Origin of the sequence: Streptomyces sp. NBC_01689 (assembly GCF_036250675.1) — a bacterium.
Lineage (GTDB): Bacteria > Actinomycetota > Actinomycetes > Streptomycetales > Streptomycetaceae > Streptomyces.
On record NZ_CP109592.1, the window covers coordinates 3836744 to 3861525 of the forward strand.

Consider the following 24782-nt stretch of genomic DNA (forward strand, 5'->3'; position numbering starts at 1 on the left):
GCGCGGGATCCGCCCCGGCCGGGGCCCGGGACCGTACGGAGGTCAGGTGCCGTACGGTCCCGGTGGCCCCGGGGTCTTCAACCGTCCCGAGGCGCCTTCAGTTACTGCGCCGCGTGACGAACTCCGCCAGGGCCAGGAGACCGCCCGCGGCCTCCGGGTCGGGAATCGCCCGGGAGAGTTCGTGCATCGCCCGGGACATCCGGTCGGCGGCCTGGAGCTGGGCCCAGTCGCGGCCCCCCGCCCGCTCCACTGCCAGCACCGTGCGCTCCAACTCCCCTTCCTCGTAGGGAACTCCGTACAGCTCGGCGAGTTCCGTCGCCGCCGGGGTGCCGGAGCCGAGCGCGGCCACCACGGGCAGGGACTTCTTGCGGGAGATGAGGTCCGCGCCGGCCGGCTTGCCGGTACGGCCCGGGTCCCCCCAGATCCCGATCACGTCGTCGATCAGCTGGAAGGCGAGCCCGGCCTCCCGGCCGAACGCGTCCAGCGCCTCGACGTCCTCCTCGTCCGCTCCCGCGTAGAGCCCTCCGATCGCGCAGGCGCAGCCGAGCAACGCGCCCGTCTTCGCCTCGGCCATGGCGAGACACTCGTCCAGGGTGACCTCGCCGGGGGCACGGCTCTCCATGGCCGTGTCGGTGCACTGCCCCTCGCACAGCTCCACGACGCAGGCCGCGAGCCGCGCGGAGGCCGCCCGCGACGCCGGATGCGGGTCCTCGGCGAGCAGCCGCTGGCCGAGCGCCTGCAGGGCGTCCCCCGTGAGGATCGCGGCGGCGTCGCCGAACACGGTCCACGCGGTGGGCCGGTGTCTGCGGGTGGTGTCCCGGTCCATGACGTCGTCGTGCAGCAGGGTGAAGTTGTGGATCAGCTCCACGGCGGCGGCGGCCCGCAGGGCCGGTGCCTGCTGCCCGCCGAGCGCCCCCGCGGCGGTGAGGACGAGCGCGGGGCGGATCGCCTTCCCCGCGTTCCCCGCCGCCGGGGTGCCGTCCGCGTGCTCCCAGCCGAAGTGGTAGAGCGCGACCCGGCGCATCGAACCCGGCAGCGAGTCGACGGCCCCGCGCAGCTCGGGGTCGACGGACGCCCGCGCGCGCTCCAGGATGCCCGCCGCCTCCGGCCCGTCGGGCGTGGTCGGCGGAGCCTGTTGTCGCATGGGCCTCCCGTCCGTGGAGCCGGGAGAACTCCGCCCGTCGGGCGACCCGGCCGCGCCTTGCTGGTGCTTCGGTCTCCCGGGTCTGCCCGTCCGGTCGGGCGTGAACACGGTGGCCGGGGTCGGGGAGGTCACCGCCAGCGGCCGATCTCGACGTTCTCCAGGATGCCGAGCGCGTCCGGGACGAGGACCGCTGCCGAGTAGTACGCCGTCACCAGGTAGGAGATGATCGCCTGTTCGTTGATGCCCATGAAGCGCACCGACATGCTCGGCTCGATCTCGTCCGGGATGCCGGCCTGCTGGAGCCCGATGACGCCCTGCTCGGCCTCCCCGGTGCGCAGGGCGATGATCGAGGTCGTACGGGCGTCGCTGACCGGGATCTTGTTGCACGGGAAGATCGGGATGCCGCGCCAGGTCGGGATGCGGTTGCCCGCGACCTCGACGCTCTCCGGCACGAGCCCGCGCTTGTTGCACTCGCGGCCGAACGCGGAGATCGCGCGCGGGTGGGCGAGCAGCAGCTTGGTGCCGCGGCGGCGGCTGAGCAGTTCGTCGAGGTCGTCGGGGCTCGGGACGCCGTCGTGCGGCTGCAGCCGCTGGTCGTACTCGCAGTTGTTGAGCAGTCCGAACTCCCGGTTGTTGATGAGTTCGTGCTCCTGGCGCTCCTTCAGCGCCTCGACGGTCAGGCGGAGTTGCTGCTCGGTCTGGTTCATCGGCTGGTTGTAGAGGTCCGCGACCCGTGTGTGCAGGCGCAGTACCGTCTGGGCGATGCTCAGTTCGTACTCGCGCGGGGCGGCCTCGTAGTCCACGAAGGTGCCGGGGATGTCCTCCTCTCCGGTGTGGCCGGCGGCGAGGTCGATCTCCTTCTCGCCGTACCTGTTGGTGCGCTGCTCCGGGATCGACCGCAGTTGCTGGAGGTGGGTGCGCAGCGACTCGGAGCGCTCCGCGACCTGCTCCAGGTCCTGACGGGGCAGCGCGAGCACGGTGACCGCGGTGACGGCGCGGGCCGTGTACTCCCAGATGGCGTCCGGGTCGATGAGCGCCTGCTCGCCGAAGTACGCGCCGTCGGCGAGGACACCGAGGACCGCGTCGTCGCCGTAGGGCCCCGTACCGATCTTCTCGACCTTGCCGTGCGCGAGCAGGAACACCTCGTCGGACGGACTGCCGAACGAGGCGAGCACCTCCCCCGGCGCGAACTCCCGCTGCTGGCAGCGCTGGGCGAGCTCGCCGAGCACCTCCTGATCCTCGTAGGACCGCAGGACGGTCAGCTCGCCGAGCTCGGCGGGGATGACCTGGACGCGGTCACCCGTCTTCACGAACGTCACCCTGCCGTCACCCACGGAGTAGCTGAGCCGCCGGTTCACGCGGTACGTGCCACCCTGCACGTTCACCCACGGGAGCATGCGCAGCAGCCACCGTGAACTGATCTCCTGCATCTGGGGTGCGGACTTGGTGGTGGTGGCCAGGTTCCGCGCGGCCGATGTGCCGAGACTCTGCTGCGGCCTGCCCTGACCCGAACGGACCTCTTCGCCTACCGACATGAAAATTGCCCTCCCGGTCATGCGCTGATCTGCGTCGCTCAGCCTTCCATCACGGAGCGTGCCGGTGCTATTACACGAATGAGGGGGAATGGATCACGTCCGATTGGGCAGAGACGCGCACTTTGCCGAGCGGGCGAACCGGGCGGAGCCCTGACCTCCGGATCGGCGGTGCCGCGTTCTCGAACAACGGGGCCCGCACCGTCGAACAGCCTCGCGTCGCCGTGTCCGGGAACTCCGCATTCAGGCCAACCGTTTGACATTTCGACGGACGACGACAGGAGACGGCGATGGCAGGCTTCCTGGACCGCGCCAAGGAACAGGCGCAGCGGGGGCTCACGCAGGGCAAGCAGAAGCTGGACGAGGTGCAGGCGCAGCGCGCGGGTGCCGACCTCCTCAAGAGACTCGGCGCGGCGTACTACGCGGAGCGGCGCGGCAGCGGGTCCCCCGAGGCGACGCAGCAGGCCCTCCAGGCCCTGGAGAGCCACATCGCGGCGAACGGGGACGCGTTCCTGCGCTCCTGAACGGCGCTTCCCCGGTGCGCGCCCGGCCCTGACCGGATCGGCTCGCACGCTGTACGAACGGCTCACCCGGACCCTCCGCTTCCGGGTAGAAGCGGCGGTACGAGACGGCCGCGTCCGGTGGCCGGCGTACAGCGCGAAGGAGGCGGTCATGGCTCCACCCATGTCCGCGGCCGGTTTCCTGGACCGGCTCAGGAGGGAAGGCCTCACCGTCGTCGAGGTCGGCGAGTGGGAACAGCACAACCGCAACCACAAGGGGCCGTGGGGCCCGGTGTACGGGGTGATGATCCACCACACGGCGTCCGCGGGCGACGAGCGCACCATCGGCCTCTGCCGCGCGGGTCGGGCCGACCTGCCGGGCCCGCTGTGTCACGGCGTCATCACCAAGGACGGCGTCGTGCACCTCGTGGGCTACGGGCGGGTCAACCACGCGGGCCTGGGCGACGACGACGTGCTGCGTGCCGTGATCGCCGAGAAGGCGCTCCCGGTGGACAACGAGGCGAACACCGACGGCAACCGTCACTTCTACGGCTTCGAGTGCGAGAACCTGGGCAACGGCAAGGACCCCTGGCCCGAGGTCCAGCTGGAGGCGATCGAGAAGGTCGCGGCCGCGATCTGCCGCCACCACGGCTGGACGGAGCGCTCGGTCATCGGCCACCTGGAGTGGCAGCCGGGCAAGATCGATCCGCGCGGTTTCACGATGGCCTCGATGAGAGCGCGGGTCCGCGACCGCCTGAAATGACGCACACGCGTTCGCCGGTCGCCCGGATTCCCGTACGGCTGTCCGACAATGGTGGGGTGACCAGCCCCGACGGCCCCGGCGTTCCGGGCGCCCCCACCGTGCCCGGCGTCCCGGACGTCCCGGAAACGCCCGACCCGGCCGGACTGCGGCCCCGGCTGCCCTCGCCGCTGCGCCCGGTCGCGGACGGACGCTTCGCGCGCCACGGCGTCCGGCTGCTGCTCAAACGGGACGATCTGATCCACCCGGAGCTGATCGGCAACAAGTGGCGCAAGCTGGCACCGAACCTGCGCGCCGCGGCCGGCCGCACCCTGCTGACCTTCGGCGGCGCGTACTCGAACCATCTCCGGGCCACCGCCGCCGCGGGCCGTCTCCTCGGACTGCCGACCGTCGGCGTGGTCCGGGGCGACGAACTGGCCCGCCGCCCCCTCAACCCCTCCCTCGCCCGGTGCGCCGCGGACGGGATGCGGCTGCACTTCGTCGACAGGCCGACCTACCGCCGGAAGGCCGAGCCGCGGACCCTGGCCGCGATCCTGCGCGCCGCGGACGCCCGGGACGCCTACGTCGTCCCCGAGGGCGGCAGCAACGCCCTCGCCGTGCACGGCTGCCGGAAGCTCGGCACGGAACTGCGCGGCCGCGCCGATGTCGTCGCCCTCGCCTGCGGGACGGGCGGCACCCTCGCGGGCCTGGCCGCCGGTCTCGCGGGCGACCAGCGGGCGCTGGGCGTCCCCGTCCTCAAGGGCGGCTTCCTGGAAGCGGAGGTACAGGCCCTCCAGGAAGCCGCCTTCGGCGGCCGCCGCGGCACCTGGTCCCTCGACGACCGCTTCCACTTCGGCGGTTACGCGCGCACCACGTCCGAACTCGACCTCTTCGCCGAGGACTTCGAGCGGCGCCACGGTCTGCCCGTCGAACGTCTCTATGTCGCCAAGATGCTGTACGGACTTGTCGCCCTGGCCGAGGAGGGGGCGTTCGCACCGGGCACGACCGTCGCGGCGGTGATCACCGGGGCGCCGCCGGGGTGACCCGGGCACGGGCGCCGCGGAGGCCTCACGCCGCCTCCCGGTAGGCCGCCGCCTCCTCCAGGTCCAGCCGTCTCAGCAGCGTGCGCAGCATCTCGTCGTCGATGTAGCGGTGGTCGCGCAGCCGCACGAAGACCTCGCGCTCGGCGCTGATCATCTTGCGGGACAGCCTGCGGTAGGTGTCGTCGGCGGTCTCACCGGTCACCGGGTTGACCGCGCCGAGCCGCTCCCAGACCGCGTTGCGGCGGCGCTCCAGGACCGAGCGGAGCCGGTCGGCGAGCGGCGGCGGCAGGGCGTTGCGCTCGTCGGCGAGCAGCTCGTCGAGGCGCTGTTCGGCGGCCCGGGACGCCTGGGCCTGGGCGTTGGCCTCGGCGAGCGTCTCGGCCTGGGGGTCGCGGCCGGGCAGTTTCAGGAGGCGGATCAGCGGCGGCAGGCTCAGCCCCTGGACGACCAGGGTGGCGATGACGGTCGTGAAGGTGAGGAAGAGCAGGAGGTTGCGCTCGGGGAAGTGCTCGCCGCCGTCCACCGTGAGCGGGATCGAGAAGGCGATGGCGAGCGACACCACGCCCCGCATCCCGGCCCAGCCGATGACGAAGGGAGCCTTCCAGGTGGGGTTCTCCTCCCGCTCCCGGACGCGCGAGGAGAGGATCCGCGGCAGGAAGGTGGCGGGATACACCCATACGAACCGGGCCGCCACCACCACCAGGAAGACGGCCACCGCGTACCAGGCGGCGCTGAGCCCCTCGTACGGGCCGAGGCCCTTGAGGACGACCGGGAGTTGCAGGCCGATCAGCGCGAACACGGCCGACTCCAGGACGAACGCGACCATCTTCCAGACGGCCTCCTCCTGGAGCCGGGTCGCGAAGTCGACCTCCCAGGCCCGGTGTCCGAGGTAGAGCGCGACGACGACCACGGCGAGCACCCCGGACGCGTGCACCTGCTCGGCGATCCCGTACGCGACGAAGGGGATCAGCAGGGAGAGGGTGTTCTGCAGGAGCGCCTCGCTCAGGTGCGTGCGCAGCCAGTGGATCGGCATCATCAGCACGAGGCCGACGAGCACGCCGCCGACCGCCGCGACCAGGAACTCACGGATGCCGCCCGTCCACGTCGCGCCCTCGCCGACGGCGGCCGCCAGGGCCACCTTGTAGGCGGTGATCGCGGTCGCGTCGTTGACCAGCGACTCGCCCTGCAGAATCGTGGTGATCTTCGAGGGCAGCCCCACCCGGCGCGCCACCGCGGTGGCAGCGACCGCGTCCGGCGGCGCCACCACCGCCCCGAACACCAGCGCCGCGGGCAGCGGCAGACCCGGCACGATCAGATAGGTGACCCAGCCGACGGCCAGCGTCGCGAAGAGCACGTACCCGACCGACAGCAGCGCGATGGGCCGCAGATGCGCCCGCAGGTCGAGGTACGAACTGTCGGTGGCGGCCGTGTACAGCAGCGGGGGCAGCAGCAGCGGGAGGACGACATCGGGGTCGAGTTCGTATCCGGGCACCCCGGGGACGTAGGCGACGACGAGGCCGGCGGCGACGAGCAGCAGCGGCGCCGGCACCGGAGTGCGCCGGGCCGCCCCGGCGACCGCGGCGCTTCCCGCGACCAGCAACAGCAGTGGCAATACGTGCATCCTCGTCCGCCCGCCCTCGTTTTCGCGCGGCATCCCGCACGCCCGACGTAACCTGGCAATCATGAAACAGTGCACGCATGCCGACGCGCTGCCGCACCCCGAACCCGATCCCACGAGCGACACGTGCCTGGAGTGTCTCGCCGCGGGCACACATCCGGTACAGCTGCGCCTGTGCCTGGAATGCGGGCACCTCAGCTGCTGCGACTCCTCGCCGCTGCGGCACGCGACAGAGCATTTCAAGGAGACGGGACACCCCGTGATGCGAACGTTCGAGCCCGGTGAGAGCTGGCGCTGGTGCTTCGTCGACCACGTACTGGCGTGACCCGCCGTCGGGACGGTTCGACCGTCTGACGCCTGGGTACGTCAACCCGGCGCGCGCTCTTCCTATTTGGGCCCGCAGACCCCTAGCCACTGTCCGTACTCATAGGCTTACTATGAGTGACAGCAAGGGGTGGGGTCCCCAGGACAGGAAAGTCGGGAGCGCGGTAGCGTCACCGCTGAACACCTGGCGCGTTACCCCGGGGGGCGACCCTCGGCCCCGAAAGAGCTCGAATGAGCTTGTACCACCTTGGAGGTGAGGGTGTCCCAGATCGCAGGCGAGCCCGCGACGAAGGACTTCGTGGAAGTCCGGCTGCCCGCCGCGGGTGCCTACCTGTCGGTGCTGCGCACGGCCACGGCCGGCCTCGCGGCCCGTTTGGACTTCACCCTCGACGAGATCGAGGACCTGCGCATCGCGGTGGACGAGGCCTGCGCGATCCTGCTGCAGCAGGCCGTTCCCGGTTCGGTGCTCAGTTGCGTCTTCCGGCTCATCGACGACTCGCTCGAGGTGACGGTCTCCGCTCCGACCACCGACGGTCACGCTCCGTCACGGGACACGTTCGCGTGGACCGTGCTCTCGGCGCTCGCGGGCAAGGTCGACTCCACCGTCGCCGAGGACAAGACCGTTTCGATCAGCCTCTACAAACAGCGCGGCGCGGGACCCGGGCCGGCGTGAAGGACGGGGACGGGCCGGTGCGGGACGAAGAGCGCGGCACACGGGGGCTTCCCGCCGGGCGCGCCGACGGCCTCGACGCGCCCCGGCGCGTGGCGGAGGGCGCCGACGGCATCCCCGAGCAGGCCCGGCCGCACCCGGACGACGGCACAGCCTCCCGGGCCGGGGATCCCCCCGGCCCGGACGAAGCCGGGAACGCGGGGGACGCGCCGGTCGACGGGGACGGACAGGAGCAGCTCCCCGGCCGGGACGACGGGCAACGGGATCCGGAGGGTGCCGCGCGGAGCACGTCCTCGGAAGGGCGGCGGCTGGTGACGGGCGGGACTATGAGCGAGCAAGAACAACACGACAAGTCGGCTGCGCAGAACGCGCAGAGCGGGCAGGCCACTCAGCACGGACCGAGCGTCCAGCAGATCCAGCACGACCCGAAGGACCCGCAGGACCGCAGCGGGGCGCGGGCGATGTTCATCGAGCTGCGCAAGCTGCCGGACGGCAGCGCCGAGTACGCGGAGCTGCGCAACCAGCTGGTCCGCATGCACCTTCCGCTCGTCGAGCACCTCGCGCGCCGCTTCCGCAACCGCGGGGAGCCGCTGGACGACCTGACCCAGGTCGCCACCATCGGCCTGATCAAGTCGGTCGACCGGTTCGACCCGGAGCGCGGCGTCGAGTTCTCGACGTACGCGACCCCGACGGTGGTCGGTGAGATCAAGCGGCACTTCCGGGACAAGGGGTGGGCGGTCCGTGTGCCGCGCCGGCTGCAGGAACTGCGGCTCGCGCTCACCACGGCGACCGCGGAACTCTCCCAGCAGCACGGGCGTTCACCCACGGTCCACGAGCTCGCCGAGAAGCTGGCCATCTCCGAGGAAGAGGTCCTGGAGGGGCTGGAGTCCGCGAACGCGTACTCCACGCTCTCGCTGGACGTTCCCGACACGGACGACGAGTCGCCGGCGGTCGCCGACACGCTCGGCGCCGAGGACGAGGCGCTGGAGGGTGTCGAGTACCGGGAGTCGCTGAAGCCGCTGCTGGAGGACCTTCCGCCGCGGGAGAAGCGGATCCTGCTTCTTCGCTTCTTCGGCAACATGACGCAGTCGCAGATCGCCCAGGAGGTGGGCATCTCCCAGATGCACGTCTCCCGCCTCCTGGCCCGCACCCTCGCGCAACTCCGCGAAAAGCTGCTGGTGGAGGAGTAGGCCGGCCCGCCCCGCGGGGCGGCCTGCCGCGCCGCGGCCTCCCGGCACCACCCGGTGCCCGGCCAACCAGTGGCGCCGGGCTCCCGGCGTCAGCCGCGGCACCGCCGAACGGACCGGCCCCGCCGCGGGACCGGAGCACGCCCCGGGGCCGCCGTCCGAGGGGGGCACCGCCCGATGGACGCGCCCGGCACCACCGCCGCCCGCACCGACATGGAGGAACACCTCCCGCGCGGGCCGCGGGCCGTCAGCGCCGCGGGGGCTCCTCCGCGCCGCCGGGGCCGCGGATGCCGAGTGCCGCCGTCGTCGACGGACTGACCAGCAGGACCAGGCCCGCGACCGCGACCACCGCAAGGACGATGCCCGCCGGAATCGCGACACTGTCGGCCTGGAGCAGGTTGTAGGCGACGGGCAGGGCCAGGATCTGGGTGATGACCGCGGGGCCCCGGCTCCATCTGCGGCGCAGCAGCAGTCCGCGCGCCGCCAGCAGCGGCAGCAGCGCGAGCACGATCAGCGTCACGCCTCCCGTGACGGCGCCCCGCCGGTCGTCCGGTGACCCGGTGAGCCCCTGCGCCAACAGGTAGACACCGCCCGCGGCGAGGGCGAGTCCCTCCAGCGCGGCCAGCGCCGCCGCGGCGGTCAGCCGTCCGGGACGGGACTGCTCGGTCGACGCGTCGGGGGCGGGGGTCTGCTCAGCGCTCACCTCTGAAGGGTAGCCGCCGGCCTCCTGCGCACGACCGGCCCCCGGACCGTCCGGCGCCCCGTCGGCGTCGCCCCGCCCGCACCTCCGTACCCCGTTTCCGCGTTCCCTCTCCGTGTCGAGACTCACGCCCTCATCTCTTACCCGATCCCTACCTCGGTCTGGGACGAGTACCGCACGGTAGGTACGCTGCATCGCATGCGTGCACTTCTCGTGGTCAATCCGGCGGCAACCACCACAAGTGCGCGCACGCGCGATGTCCTGATCCACGCGTTGGCGAGCGAGATGAAGCTCGAAGTGGTCACGACCGAGTACCGCGGGCACGCCCGGGACCTGGGCCGGCAGGCCGCGGAGGGCGAGGACATAGAACTGGTCGTCGCCCTCGGCGGCGACGGCACCGTGAACGAAGTGGTGAACGGACTGCTGCACAACGGGCCCGAGCTGGAGCGCCTCCCCCGCCTCGCCGTGGTCCCCGGCGGCTCCACCAACGTCTTCGCCCGCGCCCTCGGCCTCCCCAACGACGCGGTCGAGGCGACCGGCGCCCTCCTGGACGCGCTGCGGGAGAGCCGCGAGCGCACGGTCGGCCTCGGTCTCGCCGCGGGAACCCCCGGCACCGAGGACGAGTCCGTCCCCTCCCGGTGGTTCACGTTCTGTGCGGGGCTCGGCTTCGACGCCGGGGTGATCGGCCGGGTCGAGCAGCAGCGGGAACGCGGCAAGCGCTCCACGCACGCGCTGTATTTGCGCCAGGTGGTACGTCAGTTTCTGGACGAACCTCACCGCAGGCACGGAACGATCACCCTGGACCGCCCCGGCGAGGACCCGGTCACCGATCTCGTCCTGTCCATCATCTGCAACACCTCGCCCTGGACGTTTCTCGGCAATCGTCCGGTGTACGCCTCGCCTAAGGCCTCGTTCGATACCGGGCTCGACGTACTGGGCCTCAGCCGGATGTCGACGAGCGCGGTCGCCCGGTATGCCACCCAGTTGCTCACTTCGTCCCCCGAGCGCGGCCCACGGGGAAAGCACGCCTTGTCCCTGCATGACCTGACCGACTTCACCTTGCATTCGAAGGTGCCGCTCCCCCTCCAGATGGACGGCGACCACCTGGGACTGCGTACGAGCGTGACGTTCACAGGCGTACGCCGTGCACTGCGTGTGATTGTGTGAGTGGAAGGGCTCAAAGTCCTTTCACTCGAACGTTTAGACCAGGGTCCACCCCATGGAAGTACGGCTGTGACCTAGTCGACACCGAGGAATCAAAAAAAACTTTCCGGAAGGGGTTGTATCCGCCGCTGAGGTTTGCGAGTCTCTACGTGGCGCTCGGGACGGCCCGCAACATCGGCCCCACAGAGCGCCAGAACCCCTCCTCAAATCAAGGACCACACCAGTGCGTCTGGTAGTCGGCCCTTCACTTGTTGAGGGATTCGTGAAAGCGTTCACATTCACAAGCACCGTGCATGTAATACCAAGGAGAGGTAGCAGCCATGGACTGGCGTCACAACGCCGTTTGCCGCGAGGAAGACCCCGAGCTCTTCTTCCCCATCGGCAACACCGGTCCTGCGCTGCTGCAGATCGAGGAAGCCAAGGCCGTCTGCCGCCGCTGCCCCGTCATGGAGCAGTGCCTGCAGTGGGCGCTCGAGTCCGGCCAGGACTCCGGCGTCTGGGGTGGCCTCAGCGAGGACGAGCGTCGTGCGATGAAGCGCCGCGCCGCCCGCAACCGGGCTCGTCAGGCCACCGCCTGACACCCCACCCCGCAACGAGCCTGAGCTTGGCGGCGCGTACAGCGCGTACGCATCTCCCGCCCCCGAGCCGCAGCGCGCAGTACCCCCGATGCTCCCCCCGTACCCTCGACCGTGTTCGAGCAGGGGGTACCCCCATCGCAACGTGAGCAGAGGCCCCGGACCGCAAGGTCCGGGGCCTCTGTCGCGCGCGCTGCGCCCCGGCCCGCGGCCGGCCGCCGCGCCGCCGGGATGCGGACCGCGTCCTACTTGGCCGCCCGCACCGGGATGTCCAGGATGACCTGGGTGCCGCGCTCCGGGGCCGGCACCATGTCGAACGTGCCGCCCAACTCGCCCTCCACCAGGGTCCGTACGATCTGGAGGCCGAGGTTGCCCGAGCGGTGCGGGTCGAAGCCCTCCGGCAGACCGACCCCGTCGTCCTGGACGGTGACCAGCAGACGGGTCTCCTTCGTGGTGCCGCCCCGGACCGCCGAGACCTCGACCGTGCCCCGGTCGCCCTCACGGAAGCCGTGCTCCAGCGCGTTCTGCAGAATCTCGGTGAGGACCATGGAGAGCGGTGTCGCCACCTCCGCGTCGAGGACCCCGAAGCGCCCGGTGCGACGGCCGGTGACCTTGCCCGGCGAGATCTCGGCGACCATCGCGAGCACCCGGTCGGCGATCTCGTCGAACTCCACCCGCTCGTCCAGGTTCTGAGACAGCGTCTCATGCACGATCGCGATCGATCCGACCCGCCGGACGGCTTCCTCCAGGGCCTCCCGGCCGCGCTCCGACTCGATGCGCCGGGCCTGCAACCGCAGCAGCGCGGCCACCGTCTGGAGGTTGTTCTTCACCCGGTGGTGGATCTCCCGGATGGTCGCGTCCTTGGTGATCAACTCCCTTTCGCGGCGGCGCAGTTCGGTGACGTCGCGGAGCAGCACGAGGGAACCGACCCGGGTGCCCTTGGGCTTCAGCGGGATCGCCCGCAGCTGGATCACTCCCTCGGCGCTCTCGATCTCGAACTCCCGGGGTGCCCAGCCGCTCGCGACCTTGGCCAGCGCCTCGTCCACCGGCCCGCGGGACGGGGCGAGTTCGGAGGTGGTGGTGCCGAGGTTGTGGCCCACCAGGTCGGAGGCGAGCCCCAGCCGGTGGTAGGCGGACAGCGCGTTCGGCGACGCGTACTGCACGATGCCCTCCGCGTCCAGGCGGATCAGTCCGTCGCCCACGCGCGGCGAGGCGTCCATGTCGACCTGCTGGTCGGGGAACGGGAAGGAGCCGGCCGCGATCATCTGGGCGAGGTCGGAGGCGCTCTGGAGGTACGTCAGCTCCAGCCGGCTCGGCGTACGCACGGTGAGGAGATTGGTGTTGCGCGCGATGACCCCGAGGACGCGTCCCTCCCTTCGCACCGGAATGGACTCGACCCGCACCGGCACCTCCTCCCGCCATTCGGGGTCGCCCTCGCGCACGATGCGGCCCTCGTCGAGCGCGGCGTCCAGCAGCGGACGGCGGCCCCGCGGGACCAGATGGCCCACCATGTCGTCCTGGTACGAGGTCGGGCCGGTGTTGGGACGCATCTGCGCGACCGAGACATAGCGGGTGCCGTCCCGGGTGGGGACCCACAGGACGAGGTCGGCGAAGGAGAGGTCGGAGAGCAGCTGCCACTCCGAGACCAGCAGATGCAGCCACTCGAGATCGGAGGCACCGAGAGCGGTGTGCTGGCGTACGAGGTCGTTCATGGAGGGCACAGGTGCGAGCGTACCCGTGGGCCCGGCCGGGGCCCGAAGACACCCGCGGGCCGCGGCGCCTGGGAGGGACCCTCAACCCTCCCGGCACCGCAGCCCGGAGCAGCAACGGCCACGGGGTGTGCGGTCCCGGTCGGCCGATGGAGAGGACCCGGAGCAGTCAGGGCAGAGAGCACCGGTTCCTCGGTCCGTCTTCCTGTGCGGGGAAGACGGAGGCATTTTCAGTTGACGGCGTGACGCCGCGAGCGGCGGACGCCCTACCCGAACATTGTGGACTAGACCACGTTCTCGCGTCCATGAGCCGACGGATGTTTGTTCGTGTCACCTCGTCGGACTTCCCACAGCGTCCACCCCGCAGCGTAGCCCGCTTCCGCCCCCGGCGGGGGCCGCTTCGGCGCATGCGGGGACCGGGCCGGGCCGGCGGTTCAGTGGGTCTCCGTCACCTTCGCGAGGGCCCTCGGGGCGTCGGGGTCCTGGCCACGGGCGATGGTCACCTCGTAGGCCAGGAGCTGGAGCGGAAGGATCTCCAGGATCGGCTGGACCTCCTCGGCCACCGACTCGGTGGGCAGCACGAACCCGGCCGAGGCCTGCTCCACCTGGGCGGCGGGGCCGATGACGACGAGGTCGGCGCCGCGTGCCCGCAGCCGGTCGAGGACGGGCTGCAGCGCCTCGCCGCCCCTGCCGTCGGTGACCACCGCGATGACCGGGGAGATGTTGTCCACCATGGCGAGGGGGCCGTGCAGCAGGTCGGCACCCGAGTAGGACAGGGCCGGGATGTAGCTGGTCTCCATCAGTTTGAGGGCGGCCTCCTTCGCGGTCGGATACCCGTATCCGCGGGAGGTGATCACCATGCGGTCGGCGAACCGGTAGCGGGAGGCGAGGGTCCTGATCTCGTCCTGCCTGGCGAGCAGCCGGGCCGCGTGGCCGGGCAGCACCTCCGCCGCCGCTCCGTCGCCGCCGCGCAGTCCTTCGACGAACAGATAGAGGGCGAGGAGGGAGGCCGTGTACGTCTTCGTGGCGGGCAGGGCCTTCTCGGGTCCGGCCATGATGTCGACGTGGTACTCGGCGACTCCGGCCAGCGCGGAGTCCGGGTTGTTGGTCACCGCGACCGTGACGGCGCCGGCCTCGCGGGCGGCCCGGGTCGAGGCCACCAGGTCCGGGGAGCCGCCGGACTGGCTGACGGTGATCACCAGGACGTCGGTGAGATCGGGCCGCGCGCCGTACGCGGTGGTCGTCGACATCGAGGTGAGCCCGCACGGCAGGCCGAGCCGGATCTCCAGCAGGTACTTGGCGTAGAGGGCCGCGTTGTCCGAGGTGCCGCGGGCGGTGAGCAGCACGAAGCGCGGCGCGCGGGCGGCGACCAGCCGGGCCACCTCCTGGATGCGCGGCGCGCCGGTCTCCAGGATGCGGCGCAGCACGGCGGGCTGTTCGGCCATCTCCCGGGCCATGATCCGACCCGGGAGGTCGGTCGGGGAGTCCGGGACGGGGGCGGTCATGGTGCCTCCTGAGGACGTCCGGCCGTACGGGTCGACCGGGGCCGGTGCGCGGGGCGGGCGCGGAGCGGGACCGACGGAGTGACGGGGTGCGGGAGTGCCGGGACGTGCGTCCCGGTGCCGTCGTGGGTGCGGTGTCCGTCACCGGGGTGGTGGCGTGACCGCGGTCCGGTGTCAGCATCTCATCGCGGACCGGGGCGGATCGGCCGGGCGGGCCTGGTGTGTTGGGCGCGTCCGCGCGCCGGGCGGGTGCGGTCCCGGCGGCCCGCGTGTCGGCGGTGCGGCCACGCGCGCCCGCCCACGACCATGGGCGGGTCATCTTTGCTAGATTGGTCTACACCACACGTGTTCCCTTCGGTTCCCGGCGAGCCCCTCCCCAGATCGGCAGGCCCAGCGTGGAAGTTGTCATCGTCCCGGACGCCAAGGCGGGCGGCGAGCTGATCGCCGAGGCCATCGCGCATCTGCTGCTGCGCAAGCCCGACGCCCTGCTCGGCGTGGCCACCGGATCGACCCCGCTGCCCATCTACGAGGCGCTCGCGGCGCGTGTCGGCTCCGGCGCCGTGGACGCCTCGCGGGCCCGGATCGCCCAGCTCGACGAGTACGTGGGGCTCCCCGCCGACCACCCCGAGTCCTACCGGTCGGTGCTGCGCCGCGAGGTGCTGGAGCCGCTCGGCCTGGACATGGCCGCGTTCATGGGACCGGACGGCGCGGCACAGGACGTCCAGGCCGCCTGCGAGGCCTACGACAGGGCGCTGGCCTCGGCCGGCGGTGTCGACCTGCAGATCCTCGGCATCGGGACGGACGGGCACATCGGCTTCAACGAACCGTGCTCCTCGCTCGCCTCGCGGACCCGGATCAAGACGCTGACCGAGCAGACCCGGGTCGACAACGCCCGGTTCTTCGACGGCGACATCGAGCAGGTGCCGCACCACGTCATCACGCAGGGCATCGGCACGATCCTGGAGGCCCGGCACCTGGTGCTGCTCGCCACCGGCGAGGGCAAGGCGGACGCGGTCGCCGCGACCGTGGAGGGTCCGGTCGCCGCGGTGTGCCCCGCCTCGGCGCTCCAGCTCCACCCGCACGCCACGGTCGTCGTGGACGAGGCGGCGGCGTCCGAGCTGAAGCTCGCGGACTACTTCCGGCACACCTTCGCGAACAAGCCGGACTGGCAGGGCATCTAGGGGCCTTAGGCCGTATCCGCAAAGTCTCGTCTGCCCGGCACTCGAAGGCGCCGGGCCCCTGTCCGACAACAGGGGCCCGGCGCCTTCATGTGCGCGGGCCGGGGCCGGCCGCTCCCCCGCGGCGGCCCGAGGGCCCGTCTTCCGGATCGTGCCGGGGTCGCCGGACCCCGCTCGGGCCGCCCGGAAAGACGCCGTGGGCCCGAGCCGGAAGAAAGGCCCTACGCCCCGGCGATGACCTCCGCCGCGGCCCGTCCGCAGACGCGGGCCGCGCCGTAGGTCGCGATGTGCGGGGCGCCCCGGGGCGGCGCCTGCGGCACGCCCATCTCCACGACAACGGTGTCGGGGCGGGCGGCGAGCAGGGTGTCGAGGGCCGTCGCCATCCACGGGTGCCGGTGTTCGTCACGGACGACGGTGACGATCCGCCGGGAACCCGCGGCGGCCAGGACCCGGGCGGCCGTGTCGTCGCCGGTGAAGCCGCCGGTCTCGGTTCCGGGCACCAGCCGGGCCAGTTCGGCGGCGACGCCCCAGGGCGTCTCGTCCCCGACCGCGATGTTCGCGACCGGCGTGAGCGCGGCCACGTAGGGGGCGCCGTCGAGCGGGACGTACGGTGCGGAGGAGGTGACCCGCAGCGCGCGGCGGGCGGCGATGAGGCCGATCCCGGCGGTGTCGTCCTCGCGGCTCACGTCCTGCGTCCCGCCCGCGGCACCCGCGCCCCGCGCGTCCCGGCCCGACGCGGCGCTCGTCCAGCGGGCCAGTGCCCGCACCCGGGCCGCCGCGTCCGCGAGGCGCTCCTCGGCCAGTTCGCCGGTGCGGACCGCCGAGACGAGCGCGTCGCGCAGCCGTCGTACCGTCTCGTCGTCCGCGAGGCCGCCGCCCACGCAGATCGCGTCCGCGCCGGCCGCGATGGCGAGGACGCTGCCCCGCTCGATGCCGTACGTCGCGGCGATGGCCTGCATCTCCATGCCGTCGGTGACGATGAGTCCCTCGTAGCCCAGTTCCTCGCGGAGCAGACCGGTGAGGATGCGGCGGGAGAGCGTGGCCGGGCGGTCCGGGTCCAGCGCCGGGACCAGGATGTGCGCGCTCATCACCGCCCGGGTGCCCGCGGCGATCGCGGCCCGGAACGGGGCGAGCTCGCGTGCCTGCAGGACCGGGAGGTCCGCGTCGATGCGGGGCAGGGCGTGGTGCGAGTCGACCGCCGTGTCGCCGTGCCCGGGAAAGTGCTTGGTGCAGGCCGCGACGCCGGCGGACTGCAGGCCGGTGACGTAGGCGGCGGTGTGCCGGGCCACCAGATCGGTGTCGGCGCCGAACGACCGTACGCCGATGACCGGGTTGCCGGGATTGGAGTTCACGTCCGCGGACGGGGCCCAGTTGAGGTTCACCCCGCAGGCCGCCAGGCGCCGGCCGAGCGCCGAGGCCACCTCGCGGGTCAGCTCCACGTCGTCCACCGCGCCCAGCGCGTGGTTGCCGGGATAGGAGGAGCCGGTCCGGACCTCCAGCCGCGTGACGTCGCCGCCCTCCTCGTCGATGGCCACGAGGACGTCGTCGCGCTCCGCGCGCAACTGGGCCGTCAGGGCGGCCAGCTGTCCGGGCGAGACGATGTTCCGGCCGAAGAGGCCGACGGAGTTCAGGCCTTCCCCGAGCCGGCGCAGCAGCCAGTCGGGGGCCGTGGTCCCCGTGAAGCCCGGCTGCAGGACGGTCAGCGCGTCGCGTGCGAGGTCATCCTTGTCCGCGTTGGACGCGGCTGTTCCGCTGGCGAGTGTCGTCATCGGGGGCGTTATCCCTTCACGGCGCCCGCGGTCAGCCCCGCGGCCATCTTGCGCTGGACGATGAGGAAGAGCACGACGATCGGTACCGCCATCATGGTGGCACCGGCCATCATCGGGGCGTACTCGGTGCCGTGCTTGGTGGTGAAGTTGCCGAGCCAGACAGTGGCGGTCTGGTTCTTCTGGCTCATCAGCATGAGGGCGTACAGGTACTCGTTCCACGCCTGGATGAAGGCGTACACCGAGGTGGCGACCATGCCGGGGGCCAGGAGCGGGAAGACCACCCGCACGAAGGCGCCGGTGCGGGAGCAGCCGTCGACCATGGCCGCCTCCTCCAGCTCCTTCGGGATGTTGACGATGAAGCCGCGCAGCGTCCACACCGTGAACGGCAGGATGAAGGTCAGATAGGTGATGATCAGGCCGGAAAGCTTGTCGTACTGATCGAGGTCGTTGAGCAGCAGGAAGACCGGGATGATCATGGCGACCAGCGGGATCATCTGGACGGCCAGGATGCCGACGATCACGATCTTGCGGCCGCGGAAGGCGAAGCGGGAGATGGCCAGCGCCGCGAGCATGCCGACCACGACACCGATGACGACGACCGCGAGGGACACGACGAGGCTGCGGCCGACCGGGCCCCAGAAGTCCGCGATGTCCAGCGCGCGGCGGAAGTTGTCGAGCGTCAGCCCGGTGGGGAACAGGCTCGGATCCGGGTCGATGGCGTCCTTCGCGGGCTTGAACGCGGTGTTCAGCATCCAGTAGACCGGGAAGCCCGCGGTGACGAAGACGAGCAGGCCGAGGACGTTCCAGCCGAGCTTGGACCTGCGGGGTCCGGGGGACGTACGCCTCGACGGGGCGACGGCGCTCATTCGACCTCTCCGATCTTGAGCATCTGGCGCATGTAGACGGCGACCACGCCGAGCAGGAGCAGGACGGTCAGCAGGGCGATCGCCGACCCCTGGGCATAGTCGTTGACCACGAAGGCGCGGTCGTAGGAGTAGGTGGTGAGCAGCTGGAACTCGGCCTCGGGGTGGCCGCCGCGCATCACGAAGACCTGCGGGAACACGCCCATGTCCCAGATGACGGAGAGCGTCGTCAGCATCACGACGATCGGCTTGAGGATGGGGAGCGTCACGAACCGGAAGACCCCCCAGGGGCCGGCGCCGTCCAGGCGGGCTGCCTCCTCCAGCTCCTTGGGCACCTGGGTGAGTCCCGCGCTGAGGGTGATGACGACGAAGGGCACCGCGCCCCACACCACCAGCAGCATGATCACGGCCAGGCCCTGCGGTCCGCTGGCGAACCAGTTGTGGCCGACCATGTCGACGCCCGGCAGCTTGCTCAGCAGGGCGTTGAAGACGCCGTAGTCCGAGTCGAAGAGCCACTTGAAGACCGTGGTGGCCACGATGATCGGCATGCCCCAGCTGGCCACGAGCACGATGTTGACGAGCGCCTTGACCCAGCCGGAGACGCGCTGGAGGAGCAGCGCGATGAGCATGCCCGCGACCATCGTGAGGATCACGGACCCGGCGGCGAAGACGATCGTACGGAGGACGACCGTCCAGAACTCGCCGTCGCCGAGCACCTTGGTGAAGTTGTCGAAGCCGACCGACTCGGCCGGCTGGAAGCCCCAGAGCTGGGACTGGCCGAACTTCTGGAAGGACAGGGTGACGAGCCGGACCAGGGGGTAGCCCATGACCAGCGCGAGAATCAGCAGACAGGGGGCGAGCAGGGCCCAGGGGGTGGCGGATCCGCCGGGAGCCCGCCTCCTGCGTGGCGCCGTGGGGGCCGCCGGTGGCGATGCCTGCCGCGCCGGTGGCGCCTTGGTCGGGGTGGTCGTCTCTGCGGCACTCATCGCGCGCTCCTCAGCGGTCCCTCAGGTCGTACGAGAAGCAGGGCCCCGTCCCCGGAAGCGTTCCCCGGGGTCCGACGGGGCCCTGCGCTCAGGTCACTTGGTGTTGATGACCTTGTCGATCGCGGCGTCCGCGTCCTTCGCGGCGGCCTCCACCGACTTCTTGCCGGTACCGATGTTCTGCAGCATCGTCTGCAGGACCTGGGCCTTCTCGACCTGGCCCCAGCCCGGTGCCATCGGCACGAACCAGCTGCTCTCGGCCGCGGTGGCCGGGACGACCGTCGCCGGGTCGTTCTTGAGGGTCGCGAGGTCGGTCTTGTTGTTGGGCAGGTTGCCCTTGGCCATCAGGCCCTTCTGGCCCTTGGAGCCCGTGAAGGCGTTGATCCACTCGCCGGCGAGGGCCTGCGCCTTGGACTTCACCGGGATGGCGAGGTCGGAGCCGCCGAGGAAGACGGGCAGGTTCTTGCCGGACGGGCCGGGCATCACGAAGTTCTCGAGGTTGCCCTTCAGCTTGCCGGTCTTGTCGTTCTTCGGGTCCTCGGAGGTCGCGCCCTCCCAGGCGGCGCCGAAGATCATGGCGGACTTGCCCTGGCCGTAGACGATGTAACGGTCGGACTCGTCCTTGGTCTTGTCGCCGTGCATGTACTTGTCGACGACGGTCTTGAACTCGTTGAGGCCCTTGAGCGACTCGGGCGAGGAGAGGCTGGCCTTCCACTGGCCGCCCTCGTCGGTGGCGATGGAGCCGCCGGCGTCGTAGACGAAGGACATCGCGGCGTACCAGTCGCGGGTGGGCTGGTACCAGGCGTTGAACTTGTTCCCCTCCTTCTTCTGGATCTTGTCCAGGTCGGAGGTGAGCTCCTGGTACGTCTTCGGCGTCGACTTGACGCCGGCCGAAGCCGCCACGTCCTTGCGCCAGTTGCCGACGCGGCCACCGGCGTAGTACGGCACGCCGTAGGTCTTGTCCTCGTAGGTGACCGACGCCTTCAGGCCGTCCAGCCACCCGGCCGAGTTGTCGAACTTCGTGGCGTCGACGGGGGCGAAGGCTCCCTTGACCATGTAGCCGAGCATCTCGGTGTTGCCCATCTCGACCACGTCGGGGGCCTTGTCGGTGGCGAGGACCGCGTCGAGCTTGGTGTTCTTGTCCGGCCAGCCGTAGTACTCGTGGTTGATCTTGACGCCCGGGTGCTTCGCCTTCACCGCCGCGTCCGCGGCCTTGACCAGCTCGGGCCAGTTGTTCTGAGCGTCCACCGTGAGCCAGACGGTCAGCTCCTTGGCGTCCGCGCCCTTGTCCGACCCCCCGGACTTGTCGTCACTGCCCCCGCACGCCGCGATGGAGACCATCATGCCCGCGATACCGATCGCAGCTGCCAGCTTCCGCTTCACGCCACCCTCCTCAGGGATGCCACAAACCCCCCTGCCCACCGCGGTGACACACGCCGAATCGCTGCCGATTACTGCCCGTGGGGCCGGGACCTGGACCAATGGTGTAGACCAGTACGGGGAGCTTGGCCTAGACCTAGAGGGGTGTCAAGGGTGTGTAAGCCAGGCCGACCGTCCGTTATGGGACCTACATATGCAAGGACCTTTAAGTAGGTAAGTGGCATAAACGGCAGGGCTGTTCAGGAACCTCGCGCGCACGATGGACTAGACCAACCGGTGAGCCGACGGTATATAGAGGGGATCACGGAGCGTGCGGGAGACACGCACACACGAAGCCGTGCCACGATGTGAGCCGTGACCGGCGGGATGCCGGTCGCTTCGGCACCCGGAGCCGGGAAGGCAGAGCATGAGCACCGACGTCAGCAGTGCGGAGAACGAGGGTGGGGCCCCCATCCGTACCGCGCGCGTGCCCAAGTACTACCGCCTCAAGAAGCACCTGCTCGACATGACGGACACCCTGCCGCCCGGCACGCCGGTGCCGCCCGAGCGCACCCTCGCCGCCGAGTTCGACACCTCGCGCACGACCGTGCGCCAGGCCCTCCAGGAACTCGTCGTCGAGGGCCGTCTCGAACGCATCCAGGGCAAGGGCACCTTCGTCGCCAAGCCGAAGGTCTCGCAGGCGCTCCAGCTCACCTCGTACACCGAGGACATGCGCGCCCAGGGCCTCGAACCCACCTCGCAGCTCCTGGACATCGGCTACATCACCGCCGACGAGACCCTCGCGGAACTGCTCGACATCTCGGCCGGCGGCCGGGTGCTGCGCATCGAGCGGCTGCGCCTGGCCAGCGGCGAACCGATGGCCATCGAGACGACCCACCTCTCCGCGAAGCGGTTCCCCGCCCTGCGCCGGTCGCTCGTCAAGTACACCTCCCTCTACACCGCGCTCGCCGAGGTCTACGACGTCCACCTCGCGGAGGCCGAGGAGACCATCGAGACGTCGCTGGCCACCCCGCGCGAGGCCGGGCTGCTCGGCACCGACGTCGGTCTGCCCATGCTGATGCTGTCCCGGCACTCGATCGACCGGCAGGGCGAGCCGGTGGAGTGGGTGCGCTCGGTGTACCGCGGCGACCGCTACAAGTTCGTCGCCAGGCTCAAGCGTCCGCAGGACTGACGGGAGCGGGACGCCCCCGGCCGGGTGCCGGCACCGGCGGAACCGTGCCGTCCGGCACGCCGGTGACGCCCCGCGGGCCGCGCGCTACCTCCTCGTATTCACGTGCGAGAAGCGGTCCCGGCGCGGCCCGCCGGGAGCGATGCGCGAGGCGCCCGCACAGGCGGACACCAACCCTCCACATCCCCCGCCGGAGATGGGGTTCCATAAAGCGGAACCGTCGCCTAGATTTCCTGGCCGTTGCACAGGTGACCTGCGAGGGGACGGAGCCGCTCATGTCAGACGTGCCGGAAGCGAAACCACCGGTGGTGAGACCGGTCGCGGTGGTGACACCGGTCCGCGTGGTGATCGCCCTCTGCCTGATCGCCCCGTTCGTGGCGCTGCTGTGGGTCGGCTCGTACACGAAGACCGACCCCGCCTTCATCGGTATCCCGTTCTTCTACTGGTACCAGATGCTCTGGGTGATCGTGTCGACCGTGCTCACCGTGACCGCCCACCAGCTGTGGCAGCGTGACCAGCGCGCCCGCGCCACCACGAAGGGCGGTGCCGACGCATGAACGGCGGCGTGAACGGCGTGGCACTCGCCGTCTTCATCTTCTTCTTCGTGGCCGTCACGGTCATGGGCTTCCTGGCCGCGCGCTGGCGCAGGGCCGACAACGAGCACAGCCTCGACGAATGGGGCCTGGGCGGACGGTCGTTCGGCACCTGGGTCACCTGGTTCCTGCTCGGTGGCGACCTCTACACGGCGTACACCTTCGTCGCCGTACCGGCGGCGATCTACGCGGCGGGCGCGGCCGGCTTCTTCGCCGTGCCGTACACGATCCTGGTCTATCCGCTGGTCTTCACGTTCCTGCCCCGCCTGTGGTCCGTCTCGCACAAGCACGGCTATGTGACGACGTCGGACTTCGTGCGCGGCCGCTTCGGCTCCAAGGGACTGTCCCTGGCCGTGGCCGTCACCGGCATCCTCGCGACCATGCCGTACATCGCGCTCCAACTGGTCGGCATCCAGGCCGTGCTGGACGTGATGGGCGTCGGCGGCGGCGAGAACACCAACTGGTTCGTCAAGGACCTCCCGCTCCTCATCGCCTTCGGCGTGCTGGCCGCGTACACCTACTCCTCGGGACTGCGCGCCCCGGCCCTGATCGCGTTCGTGAAGGACACCCTGATCTACATCGTGATCGCGGTGGCCATCATCTACATCCCGATCAAGCTGGGCGGCTTCGACGAGATCTTCCACGCGGCGAGCGAGAAGTACGCCGCCGCCGGCGCGGGCGGGATCGTACCGGCCCAGGCCGGGCAGTGGACCTACGCCACCCTGGCGCTCGGCTCCGCGCTCGCCCTGTTCATGTACCCCCACTCGATCACCGCGACGCTGTCCAGCCGCAGCCGTGAGGTGATCCGGCGCAACACCACGATCCTGCCGCTCTACTCCCTGATGCTGGGCCTGCTCGCCCTGCTCGGCTTCATGGCGATCGCGGCCGGGGTGAAGGTCACCAACGGCCAGCTGGCCATCCCGCAGCTCTTCGAGGACATGTTCCCGGACTGGTTCGCGGGGGTCGCCTTCGCCGCGATCGGCATCGGGGCGCTGGTCCCCGCGGCCATCATGTCCATCGCGGCCGCGAACCTCTTCACCCGCAACATCTACAAGGACTTCATCAGGCCGGACGCGACCCCGGAGCAGGAGACGAAGGTCTCCAAGCTGGTCTCGCTCCTGGTGAAGGTGGGCGCGCTGGTCTTCGTCCTGACGATGGACAAGACGGTCGCCATCAACTTCCAGCTCCTGGGCGGCATCTGGATCCTGCAGACCTTCCCGGCCCTGGTCGGCGGGCTGTTCACGCGCTGGTTCCACCGCTGGGCACTGCTCGGGGGCTGGGCGGTCGGCATGCTCTACGGCACGCTCGCCGCCTACGGGGTCGCCTCGCCGACCCAGAAGCACTTCGGCGGCAGTTCCAAGGAGATCCCGGGGATCGGGGAGATCGGATACATCGGCCTCACCGCGTTCGTGATGAACGTGGTGGTCGCCGTCGTCCTCACCTTCGTCCTGCGCGCCTTCAAGGCGCCCGACGGCACCGACGAGACGTCCCCGGAGGACTACACGGCGGACGCCGGCGACCCGGGGGTCCAGGTCGAACTGCCCCCCGCCACCGCGGAGGCGGGCCACTAGGCTCCCGCCGGCCGTGCCCGCCCGGCGGGAGCGGCCGGGGGTGCGCGACAGCGGTACGCGCGGCGGGCCGCCGGAGAGAAATCCGGCGGCCCGCCGCCGTGTGTCTGATGCACACTCCGGGCATGGACCTCATCATCAGACCGGCACGGCCCGAGGAGTATCCCGGCGTCGGCGAGATCACCGTGCGCGCCTATCTCGGCGACGGGCTGCTCGACTACGGGGAGAACGACCCGTATCTCGGCGCGCTGCGCGACGTCGCGCGGCGCGCCGCCGCGGCCGAGGTGGTCGTCGCGGTCGAGGACGGACGGCTCCTCGGCGCCGTGACCTTCGTCCCCCGGGGCGGCCCCCTGGCCGACATCGCCCGGCCGGGCGAGGCCGAGATCCGGATGCTCGCCGTCGCGCGCGAGGCCCGCGGCCGGGGAGCGGGCACGGCCCTCGTCGGCGCCTGCGTCGACCGCGCACGGGCCACCGGGGGCTGTGCGCGGGTGGTGCTGTCCACCCAGCGCACCATGCACGCCGCCCACCGGCTCTACGAACGCCTCGGCTTCACGCGCACCCCGGAGCGCGACTGGAACCCCGTTCCGCACCTCGACGACATCCTCCTCCTCACCTACGAGTTGGCTCTCAGCCACACTCCGTAGCGCGCCTCCCGAGCCGACACGGCACAACATGTGGGGGTGCTTCCTCAGCCCGGCACCAGATGTATGCTCATGCTCGCTGTCGCCGCAGGGGAATCCGGTGCGAATCCGGAACTGTCCCGCAACGGTGTACTTGTGCGCATTCGCGCACGGGCTCGAGTCCGAGGACCTGCCGACAGCGTGCCCCGGGCCGGCCGGCCCGGGCGCCGACGACGTCCGGGCCTCGTGGAAT

General features: G+C 71.0%; 23 protein-coding genes and 1 riboswitch. Of the genes, 13 read left to right on the forward strand and 10 right to left on the reverse strand.

The genetic code is table 11. From position 1 onward, the window contains the following. Positions 1-97: 97 nt before the first annotated feature. Together OG776_RS16130 and OG776_RS16135 are read right to left on the reverse strand one after the other, a co-directional pair. A complete protein-coding gene (locus OG776_RS16130; RefSeq protein ID WP_148010407.1) occupies positions 98-1144 on the reverse strand; it encodes a family 2 encapsulin nanocompartment cargo protein polyprenyl transferase in 1047 nt (348 codons plus the stop codon). 128 nt (positions 1145-1272) lie between these two features. Then, on the reverse strand, positions 1273-2679 hold the full coding sequence (locus tag OG776_RS16135) for a family 2B encapsulin nanocompartment shell protein (RefSeq protein WP_148010406.1): 1407 nt from the start codon (positions 2677-2679) through the stop codon (positions 1273-1275). A 287-nt stretch (positions 2680-2966) separates the two neighbouring features. On the opposite strand from OG776_RS16135, the gene OG776_RS16140 reads away from it, so the two are divergent. From OG776_RS16140 to OG776_RS16150, 3 genes are all read left to right on the forward strand, one after another. After that, on the forward strand, positions 2967-3200 hold the full coding sequence (locus tag OG776_RS16140) for a hypothetical protein (RefSeq protein ID WP_148010405.1): 234 nt from the start codon (positions 2967-2969) through the stop codon (positions 3198-3200). Positions 3201-3348: 148 nt separating this feature from the next. Then, complete coding sequence (locus OG776_RS16145) at positions 3349-3939, forward strand: N-acetylmuramoyl-L-alanine amidase (RefSeq protein WP_329321314.1); 591 nt, start codon at positions 3349-3351, stop codon at positions 3937-3939. Positions 3940-3995: 56 nt separating this feature from the next. Further along, positions 3996-4958, forward strand: a complete 963-nt coding sequence (locus OG776_RS16150; RefSeq protein ID WP_443077270.1) for a 1-aminocyclopropane-1-carboxylate deaminase/D-cysteine desulfhydrase — start codon at positions 3996-3998, stop codon at positions 4956-4958. 25 nt (positions 4959-4983) lie between these two features. Here OG776_RS16150 and OG776_RS16155 read toward each other — a convergent pair whose 3' ends face one another. Continuing rightward, complete coding sequence (locus OG776_RS16155) at positions 4984-6579, reverse strand: Na+/H+ antiporter (protein WP_148010402.1); 1596 nt, start codon at positions 6577-6579, stop codon at positions 4984-4986. Between the two features lie 61 nt (positions 6580-6640). On the opposite strand from OG776_RS16155, the gene OG776_RS16160 reads away from it, so the two are divergent. The 3 genes from OG776_RS16160 (at position 6641) to OG776_RS16170 (ending at position 8760) form a co-directional block, all read left to right on the forward strand. Next, positions 6641-6901: a UBP-type zinc finger domain-containing protein gene (locus OG776_RS16160; protein ID WP_148010401.1), complete on the forward strand. Its 261-nt coding sequence runs from the start codon at positions 6641-6643 to the stop codon at positions 6899-6901. Positions 6902-7159: 258 nt separating this feature from the next. Next, positions 7160-7573 carry an anti-sigma regulatory factor gene (locus OG776_RS16165; protein ID WP_054228129.1) on the forward strand — a complete coding sequence of 138 codons (414 nt, stop codon included), beginning with the start codon at positions 7160-7162 and terminating at the stop codon, positions 7571-7573. Continuing rightward, complete coding sequence (locus OG776_RS16170; protein ID WP_329321317.1) at positions 7570-8760, forward strand: RNA polymerase sigma factor SigF; 1191 nt, start codon at positions 7570-7572, stop codon at positions 8758-8760. Before OG776_RS16165 ends, OG776_RS16170 begins: the two co-directional genes overlap by 4 nt. 244 nt (positions 8761-9004) lie before the next feature. Here OG776_RS16170 and OG776_RS16175 read toward each other — a convergent pair whose 3' ends face one another. After that, the gene (locus tag OG776_RS16175; protein ID WP_148010399.1) at positions 9005-9460 is read right to left on the reverse strand and encodes a hypothetical protein; all 456 of its coding nucleotides are present in this window, start codon (positions 9458-9460) and stop codon (positions 9005-9007) included. 195 nt (positions 9461-9655) lie between these two features. On the opposite strand from OG776_RS16175, the gene OG776_RS16180 reads away from it, so the two are divergent. Next, positions 9656-10624 (forward strand): diacylglycerol/lipid kinase family protein, encoded by a 969-nt coding sequence (locus OG776_RS16180; RefSeq protein WP_148010398.1) that lies wholly within the window; start codon positions 9656-9658, stop codon positions 10622-10624. 317 nt (positions 10625-10941) lie between these two features. Further along, complete coding sequence (locus OG776_RS16185; protein ID WP_006380970.1) at positions 10942-11199, forward strand: WhiB family transcriptional regulator; 258 nt, start codon at positions 10942-10944, stop codon at positions 11197-11199. Between the two features lie 242 nt (positions 11200-11441). Here the strand turns inward: OG776_RS16185 and OG776_RS16190 are convergent, their stop codons facing one another. Continuing rightward, complete coding sequence (locus tag OG776_RS16190) at positions 11442-12908, reverse strand: sensor histidine kinase (RefSeq protein WP_148011046.1); 1467 nt, start codon at positions 12906-12908, stop codon at positions 11442-11444. A 431-nt stretch (positions 12909-13339) separates the two neighbouring features. Further along, on the reverse strand, positions 13340-14410 hold the full coding sequence (locus OG776_RS16195) for an SIS domain-containing protein (RefSeq protein ID WP_148010397.1): 1071 nt from the start codon (positions 14408-14410) through the stop codon (positions 13340-13342). A 392-nt stretch (positions 14411-14802) separates the two neighbouring features. On the opposite strand from OG776_RS16195, the gene nagB reads away from it, so the two are divergent. Beyond that, positions 14803-15588: a glucosamine-6-phosphate deaminase gene (gene nagB / locus OG776_RS16200; RefSeq protein WP_148010396.1), complete on the forward strand. Its 786-nt coding sequence runs from the start codon at positions 14803-14805 to the stop codon at positions 15586-15588. A 218-nt stretch (positions 15589-15806) separates the two neighbouring features. Here nagB and OG776_RS16205 read toward each other — a convergent pair whose 3' ends face one another. From OG776_RS16205 to OG776_RS16220, 4 genes are all read right to left on the reverse strand, one after another. Next, complete coding sequence (locus OG776_RS16205; protein WP_148010395.1) at positions 15807-17354, reverse strand: glycoside hydrolase family 3 protein; 1548 nt, start codon at positions 17352-17354, stop codon at positions 15807-15809. Between the two features lie 8 nt (positions 17355-17362). Continuing rightward, positions 17363-18220, reverse strand: a complete 858-nt coding sequence (locus tag OG776_RS16210; RefSeq protein WP_148010394.1) for a carbohydrate ABC transporter permease — start codon at positions 18218-18220, stop codon at positions 17363-17365. Beyond that, a complete protein-coding gene (locus OG776_RS16215; protein ID WP_148010393.1) occupies positions 18217-19203 on the reverse strand; it encodes a carbohydrate ABC transporter permease in 987 nt (328 codons plus the stop codon). Before OG776_RS16215 ends, OG776_RS16210 begins: the two co-directional genes overlap by 4 nt. A 93-nt stretch (positions 19204-19296) precedes the next feature. Then, on the reverse strand, positions 19297-20583 hold the full coding sequence (locus tag OG776_RS16220; RefSeq protein WP_148010392.1) for an extracellular solute-binding protein: 1287 nt from the start codon (positions 20581-20583) through the stop codon (positions 19297-19299). Positions 20584-20986: 403 nt separating this feature from the next. Between OG776_RS16220 and OG776_RS16225 the strand changes: the two genes are divergently transcribed. The 4 genes from OG776_RS16225 (at position 20987) to OG776_RS16240 (ending at position 24553) form a co-directional block, all read left to right on the forward strand. Next, positions 20987-21751, forward strand: a complete 765-nt coding sequence (locus tag OG776_RS16225; protein WP_148010391.1) for a GntR family transcriptional regulator — start codon at positions 20987-20989, stop codon at positions 21749-21751. Positions 21752-22023: 272 nt separating this feature from the next. Next, the gene (locus OG776_RS16230) at positions 22024-22305 is read left to right on the forward strand and encodes a DUF3311 domain-containing protein (protein WP_148010390.1); all 282 of its coding nucleotides are present in this window, start codon (positions 22024-22026) and stop codon (positions 22303-22305) included. Continuing rightward, positions 22302-23912 (forward strand): monocarboxylate uptake permease MctP, encoded by a 1611-nt coding sequence (gene mctP, locus OG776_RS16235; RefSeq protein WP_148010389.1) that lies wholly within the window; start codon positions 22302-22304, stop codon positions 23910-23912. Before OG776_RS16230 ends, mctP begins: the two co-directional genes overlap by 4 nt. 122 nt (positions 23913-24034) lie before the next feature. After that, positions 24035-24553, forward strand: coding sequence for a GNAT family N-acetyltransferase (locus tag OG776_RS16240; RefSeq protein WP_148010388.1), 519 nt, complete (start codon positions 24035-24037; stop codon positions 24551-24553). Positions 24554-24616: 63 nt separating this feature from the next. Beyond that, positions 24617-24741, forward strand: a riboswitch (cobalamin riboswitch). Positions 24742-24782: the final 41 nt, after the last annotated feature.